Here is a 21401-nt window from a genome sequence, read left to right as displayed (position 1 = left end):
TTAGGTAGCCCTAAAAATATAAAAACTTTAGGCTAAAGCTCAACGTCTATTTTATCTCCAACAATACGTTCAAGCTCTGAAATGCTCTCTTTTAGTTTCTTCTCTAAGTTTTGGAGTTCTTCTTTGAGGACTTTTATTTTCTCCTCTCTTTGTTTTATTTTCTGCTTTAGTTCTTCTAACGCCCTCTGTATAGACTCTTCTTTGCTTTTAAAATGTGCTAGCTTTCTCTCTACATTTGTTAACTCTTCCTTAAGTTCTTTGATAGTTTGGGCTTCTTTAACAATATTTCTCTTGGCCCATTCGGAAGTCTTTTTGTATTTTTTGTCCAATTTCCCTTCAACTTTTTCTAAGACTTCCAGAAACGCTTGAGGATGTTCCAATGCATAACCACTGTTTTTTAAGAACTCGTTAGCATGTTTATCTGGCAATCTCATTCTTTTTATTGGTTTCTGTAACTTAGATAGTTTGGAGCGTGCACTAAGCTCTCTGCTTAAGATCTCTCTCTTAAGTTTCTCTTCATTTTCTTTTAGAATACTAAACTCGGGCAATTTTTCTAGTTGTTCTTTTTCGACTTCGAGGTTATGTAAACTTTCAATAAACTGTTTTAAGAGCAATTCCTGTTCATCTATATGCTTCCTAAGGTCTTCGATCTCTTTTAGCAGTCTTTTTGTTTCAATCTCTGGAAATTGTAGTGTTTTAAGGGCGGATAGATATGCAGTGTATTCGTTGGAGAGATCCTTCAGAAGGGCATTTATTCTATACACATCTTTTTCAAAGATAAGTAGCAAGTGTCTCCCATGAGCAATATGGAGTCTCGATATTTCAGGCAGTATTTTTTCTATGTCCTTAATGTCTTGTATTTTCTCAAGCATGTTTTGGAGAGCCCTAATATATGTTTCTCTTTCCATTTTCACGATCTTTGCAAGTCTAGGATCCACATTCTTGGGGATCTCCTTTTTGTTGAGTTCTTCCAAGTACTTTAAAATCTTTGAGATAATAGCTTTTGCATTTTTTGTATGTTTTTCTGCTATCCTAATTATTTCCTTCTCAGATTTTTCTTTCATTGTTTCGTATTTATGCAGTGCTTCTTTCAGTTTCAACTCTTTCCCATCCTCTTAATTTGTCTCTCAAATACATTCCCACCAATGTTGCAAGTGCTATATCACCTAAGGCTATTATACCTCTCTTAAGAAACTCCATTGAGTAGAAAGAGAGAATTGAAAGTGCATAAAGTGTGGTGACATCTATCGTGACCCAAAGAGCTGGAAGGAGGAGAAGTCCACTTATGTAGTACCAGATGTGGTGGTCTCTTCTTAGATATGCGTGTACTACTTTGCCAATCATCAAAACAGCTAAAGCGACAACAAATGATGTGTTTATTGCGTTTAGAAATATAACTATCCCTAACAGCTCTGTTCCAGGATATCTACCTGTAAGTTGAAGGGCTATGCTTTCTAGGTTTAAGTAAGCACTTACAGCACCTGCAAATAGTACAAATACTGCAGCTATTGCAGAGACGAATTGTATAAACCCTTTAGTGAGCAAGTGCCCCACGCTCTCTTTTAATCTAAAGGCTCTTGCGAAGAAATAACCGCCTATAAGGAATAGAATAATACCTGTAACGGTTGAGGAGATTATAGTAACACTTTCTTGATATTTAATAGATAATAACCGTGCGATGCCATAAATAAGAAGTATCATTCCTGGCAATCCAAAAAATATTTTTGCAGCCTCGGGATCGCTAAAAATTTCTTTCAAGTAACGATAAAGGATGTAATAAGTGGTTTCAATACTCTCACTCTGTTTAACGACAACTCTCCGAGTACTTATGATAGGGAGCCTAGAAGTTATCAATGGGAAAATCTGCTCATCCTCAGCCCCATCTGTGACAGGAATTACTCCATGTGCAGGGAATATCTCCAGGACCTCTGCCAATTGCCTGTTTAGTTCAATATCACTCTTAATACCGACCTCTGAATGTCCAGTTATAAGAGCAATTTCAACGTCATCAAATTCGCCACGTTCTTTAAGTTCTTCATACAATTTGATCGCTGCGTAAAGAACATTGGCATCGCTGTCTTCAGGATCTGCAAGACTTAGTTTTAAAGCAGCATCTATACATGCCTCTTTCCCAATAACAGGCCCTTTAACCCCAGCTTTTTCACCAAAGTCATTATCTCTATCAATGGCAAGTATCAATACTCTAATTTTTGTTCCCCCCGGAGTTTTTCAAAAACTGATTTAACTTTATCCTCCATCACTCTTTCTTTGTCCCTCCTATCGTCAATTCTGATTGTAGTAGCGACTCGGTCAGTCCCGAGTTTAAACATCATTTCATGAGCCTCTTCTATTATCTTCAATCCGTCTCTCAGGGAGGATACTTCAATGATTGTTCCCATAGGGGTCAATTGATATTTTACTTTTTTCTCCTCTAAAAGCTTTACTACTTGAGCTACATACTTACTCAGACTTTTTTCACCAAGTGGAATAATTACAAACTCGATTATAATACTCATATTCGACACCTGGCTAAATTATGCTCGACAATTTTTTAAGCTTAACGGTGGAAAAACCTTATTTGTTGTTAGATGAAACTATTCTTGGTGAGATTTATGTATAAGATAAAAGACGAGTGGGGATTATTCTTAATAAAACTAGCTAGGAAGGCAATAGAAGAATATTTAAAGAGTGGTAAAGAGCTTGGGCCTCCTCAAGACACTCCATCAGATCTTTGGAAGAAAATGGGAGTATTCGTTACATTAAACCGATATAACATGCCTCCTCAACAAGCACTAAGGGGATGTATAGGATTTCCTTATCCGATTTACCCATTAGTTACAGCCACAATAAAAGCGGCAATCTATGCTGCTGTGGATGATCCACGTTTTCCTCCAGTTAGTGCTGAAGAGCTGGACAAGATTACGATTGAGGTCAGTGTTCTAACCCCTCCCGAACTTGTGGAAGGCCCTCCCCATGAGAGGCCCAATAAGATAAAAGTTGGGAGAGATGGACTAATAGTTAAAAAGGGGATTTATAGTGGGCTCCTCTTACCCCAAGTCCCCATTGAGTGGAATTGGGATGAAGAAGAATTTTTAAGTGAAACATGTTGGAAAGCAGGTCTTCCCCCTGATTGTTGGATGGACGAAAGTACTGAGGTTTACCGTTTTACAGCTGAAATTTTTGAAGAAGAATATCCAAACGGTCCAGTTAGGAGAAAACCCCTCTGTTAAACCTTCCATTCTTCTTTTCATTCGTTTTCTTACTTAAAACATAGTGGTAATGGCCAATTACATATATACTATTTTGTCCAAATTGACATATAAATAGACGTGAGGAGGCTTTTACATGAAGAAAATATTGGGACTCTTGGTTGTTTTCATATTTATTCTGAGTAGTTTTAGTTTTTCTGCAGCCCAGAGTTTTAGTGGAAAAAAGGTTTTGATATTGAAAAATGTAAATGCATGGAATTCTAATGCAAACGAAATGGTACTAACTCAAATGGGGATTTCCTATGACGTTATGACAGCTTCACAGTTAAACTCTCTAAGTCTCTCTGACTTAATAAATACATATGACATGATCCTAATAGCAAGCGATCAGGATCAGACGTTTTATAACGATCTAGGCCCACAAATGTCAAAACTGGAAGACTTTGCAAGAGCTGGTGGAGCGCTCGAAATTCATGCTGCCAACTGGGGATGGCATGGTGGTGTTTGGACTACTCCTCTACCTGGAGGCGTTGGAATACTTCCAAGTTATTCGAACTATGATTATTTGGTGAAAAATGGAACTTGGCTCTATAGTACATATGCAAGTCACGGATACCTAACAAATCTACCGGGTACTGTGGATGTTATAACAGTTCAAGGAAATGGAGCAACACCTAACTATAACAGGCCAAGCACAATAAGTTATCCATTTGGTAAGGGCCAGGTTATGGTTACTGGTCTCACAATAGAATACAGTGTGAAGTACAAAGGAGGGGCCTGGATAGACCTTTTAAAATGGATGATAAAAACTAATTTAGGCTACAAACCTATACCAGTTCCAGTTTCACCAGGCAGGATAGGACCATCACATTACTTCCTTTTGAACTATATCTACAATACGAGGTATCATAGAGAGCTCGCAAGATTTAACGAACTCTATAACAGCCCAGAAGCGGCTGAACTGAGCAACGAAACGTTAGAGGAGGCACTACACTATAAAACCCTGGCTGAAGAGTTTTATGAAAAAGCAGGCGAATATGGGCCAATAACGACCAATCTAAATAGTTTTAGAGTCTTTATATCGTTGAGACAAGCATATTTTGCCATTAGCGATGCTGTAGATATCCTAGAAGATGCTTTGGAGTGACATCTACTCTTTTTTTAATTTTGCAATGAAAAAGCTGTTGCAATCGTGTAAATGGGTAAAGCTTCTGAAAACCATCTCTCCGATTTCAGTAAATCCCTTTTCTCCCCAGTTGAATGGATAAGCAACTAGGTTAAACCCTACTTTTTCTATTGCATACTTTATGTTCTCTTCATTTTCGTCTATTCTTATTGAACAGGTAGAATATGTCATTTCTCCTTCTTTTTTCAGATTTTTAAATGCATTTCTAATCATGGCCTTTTGCACCTGGATTACTTTCTTTATCTTTTCCTCATTAAAACGCCATTTTACTTCTGGAAACTGCCTGTAGGTTCCAGAAGAAGAACATGGTGCATCAAGAATTATTTTATCGAATTTTCTCATATCTTTGAACCTCATGCCATCAGCATGCACGAGTTTGACATTTTTTACACCTAGAATTTTCATTTTTGCTTCCATCTTTCTAAGTCTCTCAAGAGAATAATCTACAGCAATTATTTCTCCTGTATTCTCCATTAAGTGTGCAACATGAAATGTTTTACTCCCAGGAGCTGCTGCTAGATCGAGAATTTTTTCCCCTTTTTCTGGAGTAAGGACATGAGCTACATATGCACTTGCTAAGTCCTGTATTACAAAATAACCCTTTTTATACCATTCAAGACGTGTTATTGGAGTCGTGTAATCCAGAACTTTTAATACATCACTAACTGGAGTTCGTGCTACTCGGACGCCATGTTCCTCTAAGTATTCACTAAGAGAGTCCACATCAGTCTTCAACGGGTTCACTCGGATATAATACCTTTGGGCTTTATTATTGCTTAATAAGAGCCTTATGGCATTTTCGTATCCGAGAAGATCTATTACATATTCGACGTACCAGCGAGGGTGAGAGAATTTAACACTGAGATATTCTGTCTTGTCTCTCTCTTTAAGACTCTTAAGTGCATTCTCAACATTAAATCCCTCAATCTCCCTTAAAATCGCATTAATGAATTTTGCTCTATTTAGGTCATATCTTTCCTTTACAACTCTTACTACAGAGTCTGTTGCTATGGCAGGGTTTATTTTCTTGAACTTCATTTCAAATATTCCAATTCGGAGGAGATTGGCGAGATACGGCTCAAGCTCTTCGATTTTGGTGCCTTTGAGAACAGAATTTCCAATAAAATCGATTTTCTTTTTCCATTTCTCGATTTCAAAAACATATGCATGTGCTAATCCTCTCACTCTTTCTTTATCTTTCCCACTAACCCTTTTAAATACTCTCTCTAATGCATTTTTAGAGGAGTACTCACGTTCATCTACAATGGTAAGTATGTCGGCAATTAACTCATGAAGGGTTATTTTGTAAAACAATTCCATGGTCTTGGATTTGATAACAGGTTTAAAAATTTGGCGGAACTTTTATTTAATTTGAGTTCAAGTTTATATTGGTGGTTTTATGATACTCGGTGCCGATTACATAACAAAAGATGGTAAGCCAATAGTTAGGCTTTTTAAAAAAGAAAATGGAGAGTTTAAGATAGAACTAGATCCTCACTTTCGGCCTTATATTTACGCTCTTCTCCGTGATGATTCTGCAATTGAAGAGATCATGCAGATAAAAGGGGAGAGACATGGAAAAACTGTGAGAATAGTGGATGCAATAAAAGTTAAGAAAAAGTTTTTAAGAAGGCCTGTAGAAGTCTGGAAACTTATATTTGAACACCCGCAAGATGTTCCAGCTATGAGAGGCAAGATACGCAGTCACCCGGCTGTTGTGGATATCTATGAGTATGATATACCATTTGCAAAGCGATATTTGATAGACAAAGGTTTAATCCCAATGGAAGGAGAGGAAGATCTCAAACTCCTGGCCTTTGACATAGAAACTTTTTACCATGAGGGGGATGAATTTGGCAAAGGAGAAATAATTATGATCAGCTATGCAGACGACGAGGAAGCAGGAGTCATTACTTGGAAAAGAATTAATCTACCTTATGTTCACGTAGTTTCTAATGAAAGAGAAATGATAAAGCGTTTTGTACAAATAATTAAAGAAAAAGATCCAGATGTAATTATAACTTATAATGGGGATAATTTTGACCTACCATATATCATAAAGAGGGCAGAAAAACTTGGAGTTCGCCTGCTTTTGGGTAGAGACAAAGAGCATCCTGAACCTAAAATCCAGCGAATGGGAGATAGTTTTGCAGTAGAAATCAAAGGTAGGATACATTTTGACCTTTTCCCAGTTGTAAGAAGGACAATAAATCTCCCCACTTATACCCTTGAAGCCGTATATGAAACGGTGCTAGGAAAACAGAAAACTAAACTTGGAGCAGAGGAAATAGCAGCTATATGGGAAACAGAAGAAGGCATGAAAAAGCTTGCCCAATACTCAATGGAAGATGCAAAAGCAACTTATGAGCTGGGACGGGAATTTTTCCCCATGGAAGCGGAGTTGGCAAAGGTTATTGGTCAAAGTGTTTGGGATGTCTCAAGATCGAGTACTGGAAATCTTGTAGAATGGTATATGCTAAGAGTGGCTTATGAAAGAAATGAATTAGCTCCAAATAAACCAAGTGATGAAGAATACAAAAGACGTTTAAGAAGCACGTACCTTGGGGGATACGTTAAGGAACCTGAGAGGGGTTTATGGGGAAATATCGTTTATTTAGACTTTAGAAGCTTGTACCCATCAATAATAGTAACTCACAACGTTTCTCCTGATACATTAGAGAGAGAAGGATGCCAAGATTATGAAGTTGCCCCAATAGTAGGATATAGATTCTGCAAAGACTTCCCTGGATTTATTCCGTCAATATTGGAGAACCTAATAGAAACAAGACAAGAGGTTAAAAAGAGGATGAAATCCACAACTGATCCAGTTGAGAGAAAAATGCTTGACTATCGGCAGAGAGCTTTGAAAATCCTGGCAAATAGTTATTATGGCTATCAAGGGTATCCAAAGGCAAGGTGGTATTCAAAAGAGTGCGCAGAGAGTGTTACGGCCTGGGGGAGACACTACATAGAGATGAGCATAAGAGAAATAGAGGAGAAATTTGGCTTTAAAGTCCTATATGCTGATACGGATGGATTTTATGCCACATTACCAGGTGAAACGCCCGAAACCATTAAAAAGAAGGCTAAAGAATTTTTGGATTATATAAATTCAAAGCTTCCTGGTTTACTTGAACTCGAGTACGAGGGTTTCTATTTGAGGGGATTCTTTGTGACAAAGAAACGCTATGCAGTTATTGATGAAGATGGCAGAATAACTACAAGGGGTCTTGAAGTTGTGAGAAGAGATTGGAGTGAAATAGCCAAGGAAACTCAAGCCAAAGTATTAGAAGCGATACTCAGGGAGGGAAGTGTAGAAAAAGCTGTGGAAATAGTAAAAAGCGTTGTAGAGAGAATAGCTAAATATAAAGTGCCTCTTGAGAAGCTTGTCATTCACGAACAGATTACAAGAGAATTAAAAGACTATAAGGCAATTGGTCCGCATGTGGCAATAGCAAAAAGGCTCGCAGCGAAGGGCATAAAAGTGAAACCCGGTACGATAATAAGTTACATCGTTCTTAAGGGAGGAGGAAAGATAAGCGATAGAGTAGTCTTGCTTACAGAATACGACCCAAGAAAGCACAAATATGATCCTGACTATTATATAGAGAACCAAGTCCTTCCGGCAGTTTTAAGAATACTTGAAGCGTTTGGCTATAAAAAAGAGGACCTAAAATATCAAAGATCAAAACAAACTGGCCTAGAAGCGTGGCTTAGAAGATGAGGATCTCTTTTTTATCCCAAGATTCTCTGCAAGCCTTTCTATTTCCCTACGAAAGTCCGTTATATGGTTTTCATTGACAATTAGATAATCCGCTAGAGCGATAACACTTCCAATACCAAATTTGAGTTCTTTCCAATCCCTTGCCTCAAATTCACTCCACGTTCTCGGATCATCGCTTCGTCCTCTTCTGTTAAGTCGTTCAAATCTCCGTTTTGGAGAAGAGTGGACAGCTATTATGACAATTTTCTCTTCAGGAAATGCATCTTTAAACGTTTGGATTTCATCTAAAGAGCGTACTCCATCAATTATAACGGCCTTATTAGTTTTCAAAAGCTCTTTTACTCGGGGTACTGTGAGTTTTGCTACTGCATTGTCTCCGAGTTCTTGCCTTAACTGTATGCTCACACTATTCATGCCTTCTGGTGTTCTTGGCATCCCTCTTTTATCAGCTTCCTCTCTTACAATATCTCCCATAGAAACGTGAGGCACACCATATTTTCCAAAAATTCTTACTATTTGGCCTTTTCCGGATCCTGGCATTCCTACTACACAGATTATCATTGCCCACACCCATCTAATGTGGAAAGCCTTAAAAAAGTTGCTCATTTGAAAAATGCATCTAGAGTCCCTTTCTTGGCCTTTTTCTTCTCTCGAATCTTTGGTAATTCAACCCCAAAGTGTTGATAAATCTTCTCTAAAACTCCGACACCAATGCCCTCTACTCTGAGAAGTTCACTTGGTTTTGCTTTTACAATATCTTCTATTCCTTTGAAGCCAGCATTGTAGAGAGCCCTGGCTCTCTTTCTTCCCACCATCGGTAGGGTAATAAGCTCAAGAAGCTCTTCCCTAACTCCATGTTTAACTCGTATGTGAAGCTTTTTCAAAAATTCAATAACTTCGGGCCTGGGATTGAAAAGCTTATACAGTTCTACCAAAGAATACATTAACCAGTCAACAAGTTCCAAGAGTCTATAAAGATCACCCGTGTCTATTTCATAAGTTTCAAGAATTTTCGCTTCGTTTACTTCATTAATCCAGTCGAGGAGGAGTTTTGCAGTTTTTACCTCTCCCAAAAATTTTTCAAATTTGTAATCCTCCCAGTAAGGGATACTTTGGTATAGGTACTCTTCCATTTCGTAGGCATAATCCAAGATGTCTTCTTGTTCTTTTCGCCTTACTCTCAAAGACGTCATGTCAGGAGTTGAAGCTAAAAGTTGGAAAACTCCCAATGGATTTGGCTTTTTCTCAAGCATTTCAAACGCATCTTTGAATTTCTTGGCCGTCAATGGATCAAGATACAGCTGAGAAGTCCTAATGCCAAATGGAAGTGGCATGAAGTGATCATTTAAGTCAATATCTATGAACTCATTTTCAAGAAGGAAGTATACTATACTTTTTGCCTTACCTTCAAGCGCTTCTAGGTTCTTTCGCTGATGGTAATAGAAAGTTCTTTCGAGAAAATTAATTAGTTCTTTAAAGTTTCCAACTCCAAAATTGGTTATCAGCGCTAGAATTTGGCTTCTAAAAGATGCTTCATTTGAAAGCATTGAGAAGAGTTTTTCTGGCTTGCCCATAATGTATCTTTTCATGATGTTCTCTGGTTTTTCTGTTTTTGCCACTATAATTGCCTGGCCTTCTCTGTCATATTTTGGTCTCCCTGCCCTTCCCATCATTTGCTGGATCTCAAGAACGGGGATATCAGTCCACCCAAAATTTGAATAACGTTTGGTATCCCGGATAATAACACGAAAAGCAGGAAGGTTAAGTCCAGCACTTAATGTTGGAGTTGCTGTTATTACTTTAATAACTCCTTCTCTAAACATGTCCTCTATAATTGAACGTTCTGCCCTTCCCAAACCTGCATGGTGGAATGCAACGCCCTTTGCCAAGGATTCTTTAAGTTTCTCATTCGTTGGAGTATTTTCAAGTTCATTTGTCAATTGCTTTAGCCTTCTTTCTTCTGGTTTTGTCAAAAATCTTGATATCTTTCCACTCAAAAGGAGGGCCTCTCTTTCAGCACTTCTTCTGGTGTTAACAAAAATTAATGCTTGCTTGCCTTTCTTTACAGCATCAAGAACGAGAGAGTCCCATTGACTTGGAAACTTCTCTATGCTTCCGTCTTCCCAGAAAAGCTGACCATGATAAAAAACACCTCTTTTTAGAGTAACTGGTCTCCACTCACTCACAACTAATTCTGCATTTAACCACTCAGCGAGTTCTTCTGCATTTCCCACTGTAGCGCTTAAACCAAGTATTTGAGCTTTATCCATTAGATGAGAGAGAATCATTTCAAGAGTTGCTCCTCTATCATAAGAACCAAGAAGATGAATCTCATCGGCTACTACGAGTCTAATGTCCTTTATCCATGGAGATTTATGCCTTAGAAGTGAGTCAAATTTCTCAGAAGTGGCTATAATAATATCATATTTTCCAAGCCAACTCTCGGTACTGTCGTAGTCTCCAGTAGTCATAGTAATTTTGATCCCCAGTTTTTCCCAGAATTTAAATTCTTTGTATTTTTCTTCAGCGAGGGCCTTTAAAGGAACAAGATAGATAGCCTTACTCTTTTCATGAAGGATTTTGTTGACCATGACAATTTCTGCAACGAGGGTTTTTCCAGAGGCAGTTGGAATCGCTAAAACTAAATTCTTCCCCTTAAGTACTCCAGTTCTTAAGGCATCCGCTTGAGGAGGATAAAGCCTTTCTATGCCTCGCTCCTGAATTAGCCTTATTATCCTTTCGTCTACTCCAAGTGATTTAAGTTCACTAACCTCCATAACCATCATCATGCCTATGAGAAAAGCGTTTATATAGCTTTTTGATGTAGTGACTTCCATGAAAATCGAGATCCCATACCTGGTGATTGATATTAATGGGGAGCTCTTTATGATAGATGCCTATTTCTCAAAGAAAGTCGAAAAGATCGAACATGTCAGTGTCCTTATTAAGAAATTTGACAGAAGCCTACGTAAAGACTCACGTACTCCGCTCCCAAACTTAATTGATGAAGAAAATGTGGAGTATTTTATCAAGGATGTCTTTAAAGAGATATATCACCGCTCAGGCAAGAAACTAGACGAAAGACTTCGCCATATTCGCAAGTGGAATCTTTTCCGACTATTTGGAATTCCAAGCGGGTTTAAGAGACATAAAGAGAAAGACGAAGAATTGGCAAGGGAAAATCGGGAAAGTCTTTTGGCACTGGCACTTCTTCAAAAAGTTCTTGGAATTAAAAACCCACAGGAACTTGAGAGCGTGAAAATAAAAGCTGTGGAATGGAGATACTACACAATTGAAATCAGAAAAGAGGGTATATATAATGAAAAAGGAAAAAAAGACCTAATTTATACGGAACTTGTGGAGAGAGACAATGGGTTTGCAGGATCCATTCACGCTTTTGAATACAACCAACAGGCCACATAGTGGTCTTTCTCTACTTCTACTAATGGTGGCTCGTCTGTTTTACATATACTTTTTGCGTAGGGACATCTTGGATGGAATCTACATCCACTCGGCGGATTTATTGGACTTGGGGGTTCTCCACTAATCTTCTGTCTTTTGGCCTTTAATTCTTCAGCGAGCTCTGGATCGGGAACTGGTATTGCTGAGAGCAAGAATTGGGTATACGGATGTAATGGATTCTCGAAGATTCTTTCTGCAGGGCCAACTTCTACGAGTTTTCCTAGGTACATCACGCCCATTCTGTGACTCATGTACTTAACAACTCCAAGGTCATGGGAAATAAAGAGATATGTAAATCCAAAGTCGTATTGAAGGTCCTTTAGCATGTTTAGGATGTTTGCTTGTACTGAAACATCAAGTGCTGAGGTGGGTTCGTCTAACACGATAAATTCTGGCTTTAATGCTAATAGTCGGGCTAGTGCTATTCTCTGTCTCTGACCTCCACTAAATTCATGAGGATAACGATACAAGTGCATTTCGTTCAATCCAACACTTTCTAAAAGCTTAACTACAAATTCCTCTGGATCATCTACATGAATTCCATGAAATCTTACAGGTTCCATTATAATTTCAAAAACAGTTTGTCTTGGATTAAGGGAGGAGTATGGGTCTTGAAACATTATCTGGGCGTCCTTACGGAACTGTTTGAGCTCTTCGCCTTTAAGTTCTGTAACGTTTTTTCCTTTGAATATTATTTCTCCACTAGTAGGCTCTATGAGCCTCAATATTGTCCTTCCGGTTGTTGTTTTTCCACACCCACTTTCTCCCACTAGCCCAAAGGTTTCGCCCTTGTAAATTTCGAAACTTATATCATCCACTGCCTTTACATAGCCCTTTGTGAAGAATAATCCCTTAACTGGGAAGTATTTCTTCAAATGTTTAACTTCGAGTACTTTCTCCATGATATCACCTCAGTAAAGATGGCATGCAACAAAGTGCCCATCTTCTATTTCCACTAATTCAGGTATTTTCTGTTTACAAACCTCCGTGGCATATGGACATCTTGGATGGAATCTACATCCACCAGGAGGAGTTATTAAGTTTGGCACTGTTCCAGGAATAGCTTCTAAGCGCTCAATTTTTGTCATTGGATTTGGAACAGCATTTAGAAGACCTTTTGTATATGGATGCAGCGGATTCTTAAATATCTGTTTCACACTTCCTATTTCCACAATTTTTCCTGCATACATGACTGCTACTCTATCAGCAGTTTCTGCAACGACACCTAGATTATGGGTAATTAAGATAACAGTTGCACGGTATTTTGCTTTAAGCTCATTTATCAAATCCAAAATTTGGGCCTGAACCGTTACATCGAGTGCAGTTGTAGGTTCGTCAGCTATGAGTACCTTTGGATTATTCGCAATTCCGGTTCCGATAACAACTCTCTGTTTCATACCACCACTGAGTTCATGGGGGTAGTTGTGAACTCTCTTCTCTGGATCAGGGATTAGAACAGATCTTAATATATCAACAGCCTTTTTGACACCTTCTTTTATATTTTTTATTCTTCCATGAACCTCCATACCCTCTGCTATTTGGTAGCCCACAGTGTATAATGGATCAAGAGAGGCGTGAGGATCCTGAAATATGTACGCTATCTCGTTTCCTCTGATCTCCCTAATTTCTTCTTCGCTTAATTGCAACAAATCAACGGGACCTTTCTCCGAATAATAGATTACCTTACCACCTACTATTCTTCCAGGACTTTCTATAAGTTGGGTTAAAGCTCTTGAAGTTACGCTTTTTCCACATCCTGTTTCTCCTACTAAGGCAAAAGTTTCACCTTTGTAAACATCGAAGGAGACTTTTTCAATGGCTTTTACTATTCCTGCATATGTATAAAAGTGAACGGTTAGGTCTCTAACTTGGAGTATGGGCTCAGGCATTTTCCTCTCCCTCCTTTTTGCTCCTTTTAACCTTGAACTCTATGCTCCTTCTTGTTTTTGGATCTAAGATGTCTCTAAGTCCATCTCCAAGCAAGTTCCATCCGAGTGCTACAAACATGACTATTAGACCGGGGTAGAAGACTAACCACCAGGCCTTTGGGAAATACTGGGCACCATCATATACTATTCTTCCCCAATCTGCAATTGGGGGTGTTGCTCCCAACCCTAAGAAGCTTAATCCTGCTTCCATCAGAACCACGCTACCAAAATCTAAGGTTATGTACACTAATATTGGACCCACTATGTTTGGTAAGATGTGCTTAAACATTATAGTCCATGAACTGAGACCAATAGCTCTAGCAGCTTCTATGTACAGTTTTTCTTTTTCTGTTAGCGTTGATCCTCTTGTAATTCTAGCATAAACTGGCCACCAGACTATTATCATTGCTAGAATTACTGAAAGTAATCTTCCCAAATTTCCGGCTTCTCTTACATCCAATGCAAATAACCACAAGACAAACTTTTGAAGGAATGCATGACTTTCGATAAAGCCTTGAATTCTATCAGGGAGTACTGCAGATAGTGCAATTGCCAGGATTAGAGCTGGAAATGCTAAAAACATGTCAGTTATACGCATTAAGAGCTCGTCAACTTTGCCTCCTTTGTATCCTGCCAAGAGGCCCAAGATTATACCAATAGGCACTCCAAGAGAGATGACTATTATTGAGACAACGAAAGATGTTCTTGCTCCACTTAAAATTAGGCTTAGTAAGTCTCTTCCAAAGTGGTCAGCACCTAGTGGATAGGTTATTGTTGTATCTGCAAATTCTAAATGAGCCTCACTTCCTGGTGGAGCAAGGATTACTTGAGTGAAATTCATGGTATATAATGAGGGGAAGTAATTATATCTCCATGTTGCAAGTCTCGGTCCAAAAATACCTAAAAGAATGAATATTACAACCAAGAAAACCCCTATTAAAGCAGGTGGGGATCTGTTAAGAGCATAAAGCATTAACCTCCATTCTTCCATTTTTGATTTGTTTTTCTTTTTCCAGTCTTTTTTGAATATGCTTATGAACGAACCAAGGCCATAAACTAGTTTATCAGCAATCTTGTCAAATATGTTCTTTTTATATTCGTCCTGCATTTTTCTCACCTCTTAATACCTAACTCTTGGATCTATTACTGCATAGAGAATGTCTACAACTAAATTAGCGGTGACGTATATCAAGGCATAAATGAAGGTTATTGCAACAATGACAGGAAAATCTAAGTTCTGGATTGATTGTATTGCGTAGCTTCCCATACCCGGAAGAGCAAAAACAGTTTCTGTTATTGGTGTTCCTCCAAGTAGACCTCCAAACTGCAGACCAAGGACTGTGACTATGGGAACTAAAGCGTTTTTCAAAGCATGTCTGTAGATTCTAAGTTTTGGAACACCTTTTGCTTTTAGGAACCCAATGTAATCCCCACTTATCGCCTCTAGGAAGGAGTTTCTAACAAATCTTGCTAATACTCCAGTTCCCATAAATCCAAGAACAAATCCTGGGAGCCAGAATCTAGCTAAGTGTTGTTTAAACAACACAAAATCTCCCGTTAAGAGAGCATCTATTATAGGAACATGTGTTATCTGGGTGGCCGGGGTTGGAGGGACTCCAGCCAAGTTTGTTATTCTAAATTTCACAAAGAACACAAAAATCAGGAGATATCCCAGCCAGAAAACAGGAGTTGAAACACCAATTAGGGCAAAGATTCTAACTATTGTATCTACAATACTATTTCTCTTAAGAGCAGAGATTAATCCTAACGGAATTCCAATAATGAGCGTAAATATAAAAGCTATTATAGCCAACTGAAAAGTTACCGGAAATCTATCCCTTATATCATCAAGTACAGGATTTGAAGTTCTTGGATCTATCAAGGTATTTGTAGCTATACCCTTTACTAGGAATATATACTGCTCGTACCAAGGATCGTTTAGGTGGTATCTTTCTTTAATTCTTTCAACAGCTTCCGGAGAGGCCTTTTCACCACCGGCCCATGCTTTAGCAGGGTCGGCAGGAATTACATAGGCTATTAAAAAGACTATTAAAGTGACACCAATTATTGTAGGAATAAATGTGAGAACTCTTCTTATCAAGAATTTCTTGAGTTCAGCCATTTTTCTCCCTCCTTTTGTTTTTATCTATGGAATAAATTAAAAAAAGGAGAAAGTCACGATTCAACTGAAATCTCAATCTTACTGAATTCGGTTGCACCATATAGGAATGGTCCAACCCAGTTATCTGAGTCAAGGTAATCTGGTACCCATCCGACAACATAGACATCGTAATCTCCTTTGGATGTCTTGCTTAAGTATACTGGCCACTCATAGCTTCCTACTGTGACTTGGAATCCAAGTTGGCTCCAAATGTTTTGTAGTAATGTCATGATCTTCTCACGAGCACTGTTTCCAGCGTTGTAAATGAGTTCAATCTTGTAGTCGCTTGGGTTAATTCCGGCTTCTTGAAGGAGTTGTTGGGCTTTGTTTATATCATAAGTGTATTTGGTGATTCCATACTCAGTGAATCCAGGCCATGGTTTTGGAATTGGTCCCCAGTTTCTCTCAAGCAATCCGGAGTAGACTACTTCGGATATCTGATCATATGGTATTGCATAGGCTAGAGCTTCTCTAACTTTTGGATTGTTAAATGGCTCTTTTTGGGTGTTGAAGACTATGAATGTTAATATTGGTTGTAGAATATCTGTTTGGACTACTGACTTGAATCCTTGGAATTCAAGACCTTTAACGTCATTAACTCTCTCTGGTGGTGTTGCAACAGCATCAACTGTTCCGGTTTGGAAGAGTTGGATTCTTGAAACAGCATCATTGTTTATAACATAAATTACTCTCTCATGTCCTGGTTTTATGCTCTTGTCCCAGTAATATGGGTTGCGCTCGAGAACTATGTAAGCATTTTCTTTGTATTCTTTTACATAGAATGGCCCGGTTCCAACAGGTTGCTTGTGCATGAGTTGGTGGGTTGGGTCTTGTTCACCTTCTTCTATGTAAGCCTCCCAAGCGTCTGGGGTCTTTCCATTGTTTGAAGCGCTTAGTGCCTCTTCATATTTGTCACCAAGAAGGTACTCCATTGGGACTACTGAAAGGAATGGATCTGCTAGTATACCAAGAACTGCGGCGTATGGAGCTGGCAAGACAAGCTTAAAGACACCAGCAGTCTCTCCATTGTATCCGAAAACATTCAACAAGTCTTGGAGAGACTTAACTTCTACAGTCTTTCCATTGTACTCAGCAATAAGTTTCTTGTCCTTGAAAACGTCCTCGAACTCTTTTTCGGTTAGAGCTTGGGATTTGCTAACGTCCATAAAGCTGGAGACCATCCATGAAACACTGTGTCCTAATCTCTGGACACGCCAGAATGTGAAGGCAACATCAACCGCATCAATGGGATATGTCTTATCATTCCATGGATCGTAGGCAACAACTCCTCCTCTAATAACAAAGTACCATTCAGTGCCATCTTCATTGTGGGCCCATGCGACAGCTAAATCTGGAGTTACTTTTTCAGTTTCTTCTTTCCAATAGGTAACCAAAGTGTCACCGACTTCATGCCAAATTTCCCATCCAAAAGTCTCATATGTCCAAGCTGGATCAAAGCTCTCTGGCCATCCGATTGTGCCTATAACGTAAGTTTGAGCGTCGTTCTTGTAGTCTCCAATTCCAATGGGGACACTTGGTGCATTAGGATCTTCCGAGATTAAATCATATCTCTCTGGGAATGTTGGGTGGTAATATCTGCCCTTAACCCATTCCCAATAAACACGAAGTTGTCTGTTTTGTCCGAGAATGATTTCAGGTACATACTTGTTTCCAAGGATGTAAAGAGCTTTAAAGAGCTCAGTTCTTATCTCTGGGTTGGTTTCTCTCCTTGCAGCGATTACAAGTGCATCTACAGTAGTGTCTCTAAAGAATGCTGGGTTAATAGCACCAAATCCTTGGCCTTCTTCCATTAATTGTTGGACTGCTGGAGTGTTGGCTTCATCAACAACATATGTGACTTTTATAATTTTCTTTCCGCTGGGAAGAGAAGTAGGCACTTGAGCTCCTTCAGGACCAACTAATATAACGCTCTTATCCGTTTCAATTACTTCGTAAGTGGGGCCAGTTGGTTGGGTCTCAGTAGAAGTCTCAGTGGGGGTTGAAGTTGTTTGTGTAGTGGTTTCACCACCAATACAGCCGCTTGCAACTACTGCAAAAACTAAAACGCTTACCACTAATAGTGTCGCCAATTGCTTCTTCATTGGCACACCTCCACAGAGTAGAGCATTAATGTCTTAATCAAAGGAGTTTAATAAACTTTTCGACGTTAGAAAACATGCTGATTCCAAAAGTAACGAGTATTAGCCTGTTTGTTCTTTATATTGAGCAACATTTTTACATTAGATAACGAATAATTTTAGATTAAGGCATGTAAAAGAATAAATGCGAAAACCTTAAATTATAGAACATCTTTAAGAAAACTTGACAACAAAATTTGGTGATGTGAATGGTTAGGGCATACGTTTTGTTAACAATTGAAATTGGAAAAGTAGAGAGGGTAATAGAAGAAATCAAAGCCATATCAGGAGTTGTAAAGGCTGACGCTGTAACTGGCCCATATGACGCAATAGTTGAACTTGAGGCCTCAGATTTGGGAGAACTTACCAGAAAAATACTCCACGATATCCACAATATAGATGGAGTAATTGACACTACAACTGCCATAGTAGTAGAAACAGAGTGATTACCCTTATTTTTTTCTGTGCTGTTTTCTAAATTCTCTAACCTTTTGAGTTATTAGTTTTAGTGTCTTTGACTTACCATGCTTGCTTTCTACTATAATCCTTCCTTTGACTTTGAGAGTGTCGTCTAGTGCTGAGAGTCGTGGATTTAAAGCTTTATCATCGATTTCTATCACATTGAGTCCGATGGTTTTAGCTGCATCGACAATCTCGAGTAGAGTAGGTTTGTTTACTGCAAGGTTCTTCGGCACTTCTCTTCCATATTTCCGTGGTATCCTTGCATCTATCTCATTTGTCCATATTACAAATCTCTTCATCTTGAACACCTAAAAAGTTTAAAAGCCATTAGATTAAAAATTCTTTGGTGAGAACATGGAGGTAAGCCCAATCCTTGAGTTCTTGAAAAAAAATGTGAGTTTAGGGGACTTTGTTATTGTGGAGTATCCATCTTCATATTCACTTGCAAAATTGCTCTGGGGGGGACTTATACCGGAGATCCCACAGGAAGAAGTATTAATAGATGACTTTTTTGGAATTGGTGATCTCCTCTTTAGAGATTACTTGCGAAAGGCTTCCCCAGAAGAATATAAAAAAGCGATAGAGGCCACAAAAAAGATCCGAGCAATACGAATAGGGCCTGGAAGGACTAGTTATGCTTCCATAGTAGAAGAAATCCCCATAACTTATGACGTCTCGGAATTTATGAGGAGCTATTACAATGCATTAATGAATCTCTTTTCAGTTTCTGCTAAAGTGGAATACTCTATAACCGTGGGTATCTCTCAATATCTTTACTTTGGAGGCGAAAAAGCATTAAGGGCAATTTTGTTTACGAGAAGCACTCTACCATTTGAAGATTGGAGTTCAATTTATTTTGTGAATAGTGACATTTTAGATGAGAAACAACTAGCAGTTTTGAGAGAACTTGCCAGTTGGCAGTTAAAAATTGAAAAAGAGAAAGGAACATACAGAATAAAAGTCGAAGACTAACTTGGTGGTAGAAATGATCAAACTCGGTGATAAGGTTGTATTACTTGATCCTAGGGGAAAACGATATCTAATAACCGTAAAAGAAGGGGAGTTTCATACAGATCTTGGTATAATAAACTTGGAGAAACTTGTGGATAAAGAGTTCGGAATATTTGTAGAGTCTCACAAGGGGTATCAATTTAGAGTACTGAAACCACGGATAGTAGATTACATTGATAAGATGAAAAGGGGCCCACAGATAATTCATCCAAAAGATGCTGCTCAGATTGTGGCATTTGCTGGAATCTCTCCTGGGGATATGATAATTGAGGCAGGGGTTGGAAGTGGGGCGTTAACCCTTTTCTTGGCCAACATTATTGGGCCTCAAGGAAAAATAATAGGCTATGAAATACGAGAAGACTTTGCAAACCTTGCATGGAGAAACGTAGAATGGGCCGGATTTTCTGACAGAGTGGAAATAAAGCTAAAAAATATATATGACGGGATAGATGAAGAAGAAATTGACCATATAATCCTGGATCTTCCTCAACCTGAAAATGTTGTCGAACATGCAGTAAAAGCTCTGAAACCAGGAGGCTTTCTCGTTGCATATACTCCGTGCATAAACCAAGTAGATAGACTCTATAAAAAACTGAGAGAATATAAAAAGCATTTTACAAAACCCCGTACTATTGAATGCTTGGTGAGAGACCAAGAAGTTAAACCAGACTGTATAAGACCACGAACCACTATGCTAGCTCACACAGGTTATATAACCTTTGTTAGGAAAGCTTAACTTTTTTGGATGTTTTATTGCTTATTTTGAAATTTTCTCATAATCTAAACTCTATTCTCACAATTTCTCCTCATCTTTTTTAAAGGCCAAGATTTGTGAGGGCCTCGTGTATATCTATAACCATTGGTTTACAATAATTTTATAAACACTATTTGTTCTCAACAAGGATAGATGCTCAAATTTGGACTTACGTACGGAGGTGTGCATTATGTATGAGATACTCGAGAAAAAAGAGATTGCTGCAAAAAATGTTATGTACAAGATACACGCTCCTCACATAGCAAAAAAAGTTCAACCTGGACAATTTGTAGTTGTTAGGGCTTTTGAAAATGGAGAGAGGGTTCCCCTCACTCCAGTGGCATGGAACCGAAAGGAAGGTTGGATAACATTGGTAGTATTTAGTAGGGGAAAAACAACGCTTAGAATGAACATGGAACTCAAAGAAGGAGACAAAATTCTTAACATCGCTGGCCCTCTTGGAAACCCTGCCCCTATGAAGAAATTTGGGAAAATACTGGCAATAGGCATGATAACCGGAATCGTTGAAGTGTATCCCATAGCAAAGGCGTGGCAAGAGTTCGGAAATGAAGTAATAACCCTACATATAGTACCAGAACCCATGATCTTACTCAGAGAAGACCTTGAGAATGCTGTTTCAAGACATATAATTGAAAGCTTCCCTCTAAAAGAAGGAATGGGAATGCCTGAAATTTTTAAGGAATTAGTAACTAGGGGCCAAGCAAAAGTGAAAGAACTTATTGAAGTAGAAAAACCCGATTTAATCTTCATGGTAGGACCTGCAGGTGGTCAAAAAGCAATATTTGACGTTGTTAAAGAATATGGCGTTCCTATGGAAGTTGATCTCCATCCAATAATGGTGGATGGCACTGGAATGTGTGGCGCGTGTAGAGTTACCATTGGAGGAGAGGTTAAATTTGCTTGTGTCGATGGACCCAGCTTTGATGCATACGAGGTTAATTGGGGAGAGCTTATTGCAAGGTCTGGCTTTTACACAGATTTAGAAAAGAAAGCCATGGAAGATTATTTGGCTAAACTTGCACAAGGAGGTGTTCAATAATGGCGATTATTAAAGAACGTATTCCAACTCCTGAGAGACCAGTGGAAGAAAGACTTCAAGGTTTCATGGAAGTTAACCTAGGTTATACGTTTGAACTGGCACTTCAAGAGGCACAAAGATGTCTTCAATGTAATCCCGCCCCATGTATTCAAGGATGTCCAGTTCATATTGATATCCCTGGGTTCATAAAAAAGCTTCGTGAGAATAAAGAAAATCCAAAAAAAGCTGTTAAAGAGGCCTTGGAAGTCATCTGGGCCTGCAATACCCTACCGGCCATTACAGGTAGAGTTTGTCCCCAAGAGGATC

The 21401-nt window shown here is 38.7% G+C and carries 20 protein-coding genes and 1 pseudogene; 9 read left to right on the top strand and 12 right to left on the bottom strand.

Annotated features, from left to right (window positions below; translation table 11 throughout):
* Nucleotides 1-32 precede the first annotated feature (32 nt).
* Genes EP1X_RS08160 through EP1X_RS08150 form a run of 3 tightly spaced genes read right to left on the bottom strand, consistent with a single transcriptional unit; the run spans nucleotide 33 to nucleotide 2516 of the window.
* The gene (locus EP1X_RS08160) at nucleotides 33-1100 is read right to left on the bottom strand and encodes a hypothetical protein (protein WP_055283477.1); all 1068 of its coding nucleotides are present in this window, start codon (nucleotides 1098-1100) and stop codon (nucleotides 33-35) included.
* Nucleotides 1075-2196, bottom strand: coding sequence for a DUF373 family protein (locus EP1X_RS08155; RefSeq protein WP_172672617.1), 1122 nt, complete (start codon nucleotides 2194-2196; stop codon nucleotides 1075-1077). Before EP1X_RS08155 ends, EP1X_RS08160 begins: the two co-directional genes overlap by 26 nt.
* Nucleotides 2196-2516, bottom strand: coding sequence for an MTH1187 family thiamine-binding protein (locus EP1X_RS08150; RefSeq protein WP_055283473.1), 321 nt, complete (start codon nucleotides 2514-2516; stop codon nucleotides 2196-2198). The genes EP1X_RS08155 and EP1X_RS08150 overlap by 1 nt, the downstream gene beginning before the upstream one ends.
* Nucleotides 2517-2612: 96 nt before the next feature.
* Between EP1X_RS08150 and EP1X_RS08145 the strand changes: the two genes are divergently transcribed.
* Nucleotides 2613-3230, top strand: a complete 618-nt coding sequence (locus tag EP1X_RS08145; RefSeq protein ID WP_055283471.1) for a TIGR00296 family protein — start codon at nucleotides 2613-2615, stop codon at nucleotides 3228-3230.
* A 115-nt stretch (nucleotides 3231-3345) separates the two neighbouring features.
* Nucleotides 3346-4356 (top strand): hypothetical protein, encoded by a 1011-nt coding sequence (locus tag EP1X_RS08140; RefSeq protein ID WP_055283469.1) that lies wholly within the window; start codon nucleotides 3346-3348, stop codon nucleotides 4354-4356.
* 3 nt (nucleotides 4357-4359) lie between these two features.
* Here EP1X_RS08140 and EP1X_RS08135 read toward each other — a convergent pair whose 3' ends face one another.
* Complete coding sequence (locus EP1X_RS08135; RefSeq protein WP_055283467.1) at nucleotides 4360-5715, bottom strand: RsmB/NOP family class I SAM-dependent RNA methyltransferase; 1356 nt, start codon at nucleotides 5713-5715, stop codon at nucleotides 4360-4362.
* Nucleotides 5716-5794: 79 nt separating this feature from the next.
* Between EP1X_RS08135 and EP1X_RS08130 the strand changes: the two genes are divergently transcribed.
* Complete coding sequence (locus EP1X_RS08130; RefSeq protein WP_055283465.1) at nucleotides 5795-8119, top strand: DNA-directed DNA polymerase; 2325 nt, start codon at nucleotides 5795-5797, stop codon at nucleotides 8117-8119.
* Here the strand turns inward: EP1X_RS08130 and EP1X_RS08125 are convergent.
* Both EP1X_RS08125 and EP1X_RS08120 read right to left on the bottom strand, forming a co-directional pair.
* A complete protein-coding gene (locus EP1X_RS08125) occupies nucleotides 8096-8680 on the bottom strand; it encodes a dephospho-CoA kinase (RefSeq protein WP_055283463.1) in 585 nt (194 codons plus the stop codon). The genes EP1X_RS08130 and EP1X_RS08125 overlap by 24 nt on opposite strands.
* 41 nt (nucleotides 8681-8721) lie before the next feature.
* A complete protein-coding gene (locus EP1X_RS08120) occupies nucleotides 8722-10896 on the bottom strand; it encodes an ATP-dependent DNA helicase (RefSeq protein ID WP_055283542.1) in 2175 nt (724 codons plus the stop codon).
* A 58-nt stretch (nucleotides 10897-10954) separates the two neighbouring features.
* On the opposite strand from EP1X_RS08120, the gene EP1X_RS08115 reads away from it, so the two are divergent.
* Entirely contained in the window at nucleotides 10955-11542 is a 588-nt protein-coding gene (locus EP1X_RS08115; protein ID WP_055283462.1) for a hypothetical protein, read from the top strand.
* On the opposite strand, the gene EP1X_RS08110 is transcribed toward EP1X_RS08115, so the two are convergent.
* Genes EP1X_RS08110 through EP1X_RS08090 form a run of 5 tightly spaced genes read right to left on the bottom strand, consistent with a single transcriptional unit; the run spans nucleotide 11509 to nucleotide 17772 of the window.
* Complete coding sequence (locus EP1X_RS08110; protein WP_055283460.1) at nucleotides 11509-12483, bottom strand: ABC transporter ATP-binding protein; 975 nt, start codon at nucleotides 12481-12483, stop codon at nucleotides 11509-11511. The two genes, EP1X_RS08115 and EP1X_RS08110, sit on opposite strands and share 34 nt — an antisense overlap.
* A gap of 9 nt (nucleotides 12484-12492) precedes the next feature.
* Nucleotides 12493-13470, bottom strand: coding sequence for an ABC transporter ATP-binding protein (locus EP1X_RS08105; protein ID WP_055283459.1), 978 nt, complete (start codon nucleotides 13468-13470; stop codon nucleotides 12493-12495).
* Nucleotides 13463-14617 carry an ABC transporter permease gene (locus EP1X_RS08100; protein ID WP_055283457.1) on the bottom strand — a complete coding sequence of 385 codons (1155 nt, stop codon included), beginning with the start codon at nucleotides 14615-14617 and terminating at the stop codon, nucleotides 13463-13465. The genes EP1X_RS08105 and EP1X_RS08100 overlap by 8 nt, the downstream gene beginning before the upstream one ends.
* 12 nt (nucleotides 14618-14629) lie before the next feature.
* A complete protein-coding gene (locus EP1X_RS08095; RefSeq protein ID WP_055283456.1) occupies nucleotides 14630-15631 on the bottom strand; it encodes an ABC transporter permease in 1002 nt (333 codons plus the stop codon).
* A gap of 53 nt (nucleotides 15632-15684) precedes the next feature.
* Nucleotides 15685-17772, bottom strand: a complete 2088-nt coding sequence (locus tag EP1X_RS08090; RefSeq protein WP_055283454.1) for an ABC transporter substrate-binding protein — start codon at nucleotides 17770-17772, stop codon at nucleotides 15685-15687.
* A gap of 245 nt (nucleotides 17773-18017) precedes the next feature.
* On the opposite strand from EP1X_RS08090, the gene EP1X_RS08085 reads away from it, so the two are divergent.
* A complete protein-coding gene (locus tag EP1X_RS08085) occupies nucleotides 18018-18254 on the top strand; it encodes an Lrp/AsnC family transcriptional regulator (protein ID WP_055283452.1) in 237 nt (78 codons plus the stop codon).
* A 6-nt stretch (nucleotides 18255-18260) separates the two neighbouring features.
* Here EP1X_RS08085 and EP1X_RS08080 read toward each other — a convergent pair whose 3' ends face one another.
* Complete coding sequence (locus EP1X_RS08080; protein WP_055283451.1) at nucleotides 18261-18569, bottom strand: signal recognition particle protein Srp19; 309 nt, start codon at nucleotides 18567-18569, stop codon at nucleotides 18261-18263.
* Nucleotides 18570-18624: 55 nt separating this feature from the next.
* Here EP1X_RS08080 and EP1X_RS08075 point away from each other — a divergent pair, with 55 nt between their 5' ends.
* From EP1X_RS08075 to EP1X_RS08060, 4 genes and pseudogenes are all read left to right on the top strand, one after another.
* Entirely contained in the window at nucleotides 18625-19242 is a 618-nt protein-coding gene (locus tag EP1X_RS08075; protein WP_055283449.1) for a DUF257 family protein, read from the top strand.
* A 13-nt stretch (nucleotides 19243-19255) separates the two neighbouring features.
* Nucleotides 19256-20017, top strand: coding sequence for a tRNA (adenine-N1)-methyltransferase (locus EP1X_RS08070; protein ID WP_055283447.1), 762 nt, complete (start codon nucleotides 19256-19258; stop codon nucleotides 20015-20017).
* A gap of 208 nt (nucleotides 20018-20225) precedes the next feature.
* Nucleotides 20226-21095 (top strand): sulfide/dihydroorotate dehydrogenase-like FAD/NAD-binding protein, encoded by an 870-nt coding sequence (locus tag EP1X_RS08065; protein ID WP_055283445.1) that lies wholly within the window; start codon nucleotides 20226-20228, stop codon nucleotides 21093-21095.
* Nucleotides 21095-21401 (top strand): annotated as a pseudogene (locus EP1X_RS08060) (dihydropyrimidine dehydrogenase); the annotation flags it as partial. The gene EP1X_RS08065 and the pseudogene EP1X_RS08060, both read left to right, overlap by 1 nt.

It is taken from the genome of Thermococcus sp. EP1, assembly GCF_001317345.1.
Lineage (GTDB): Archaea > Methanobacteriota_B > Thermococci > Thermococcales > Thermococcaceae > Thermococcus_A.
Note: the sequence above shows the minus strand (reverse complement) of the source record. Positions and strands in the feature narration are given on the sequence as shown.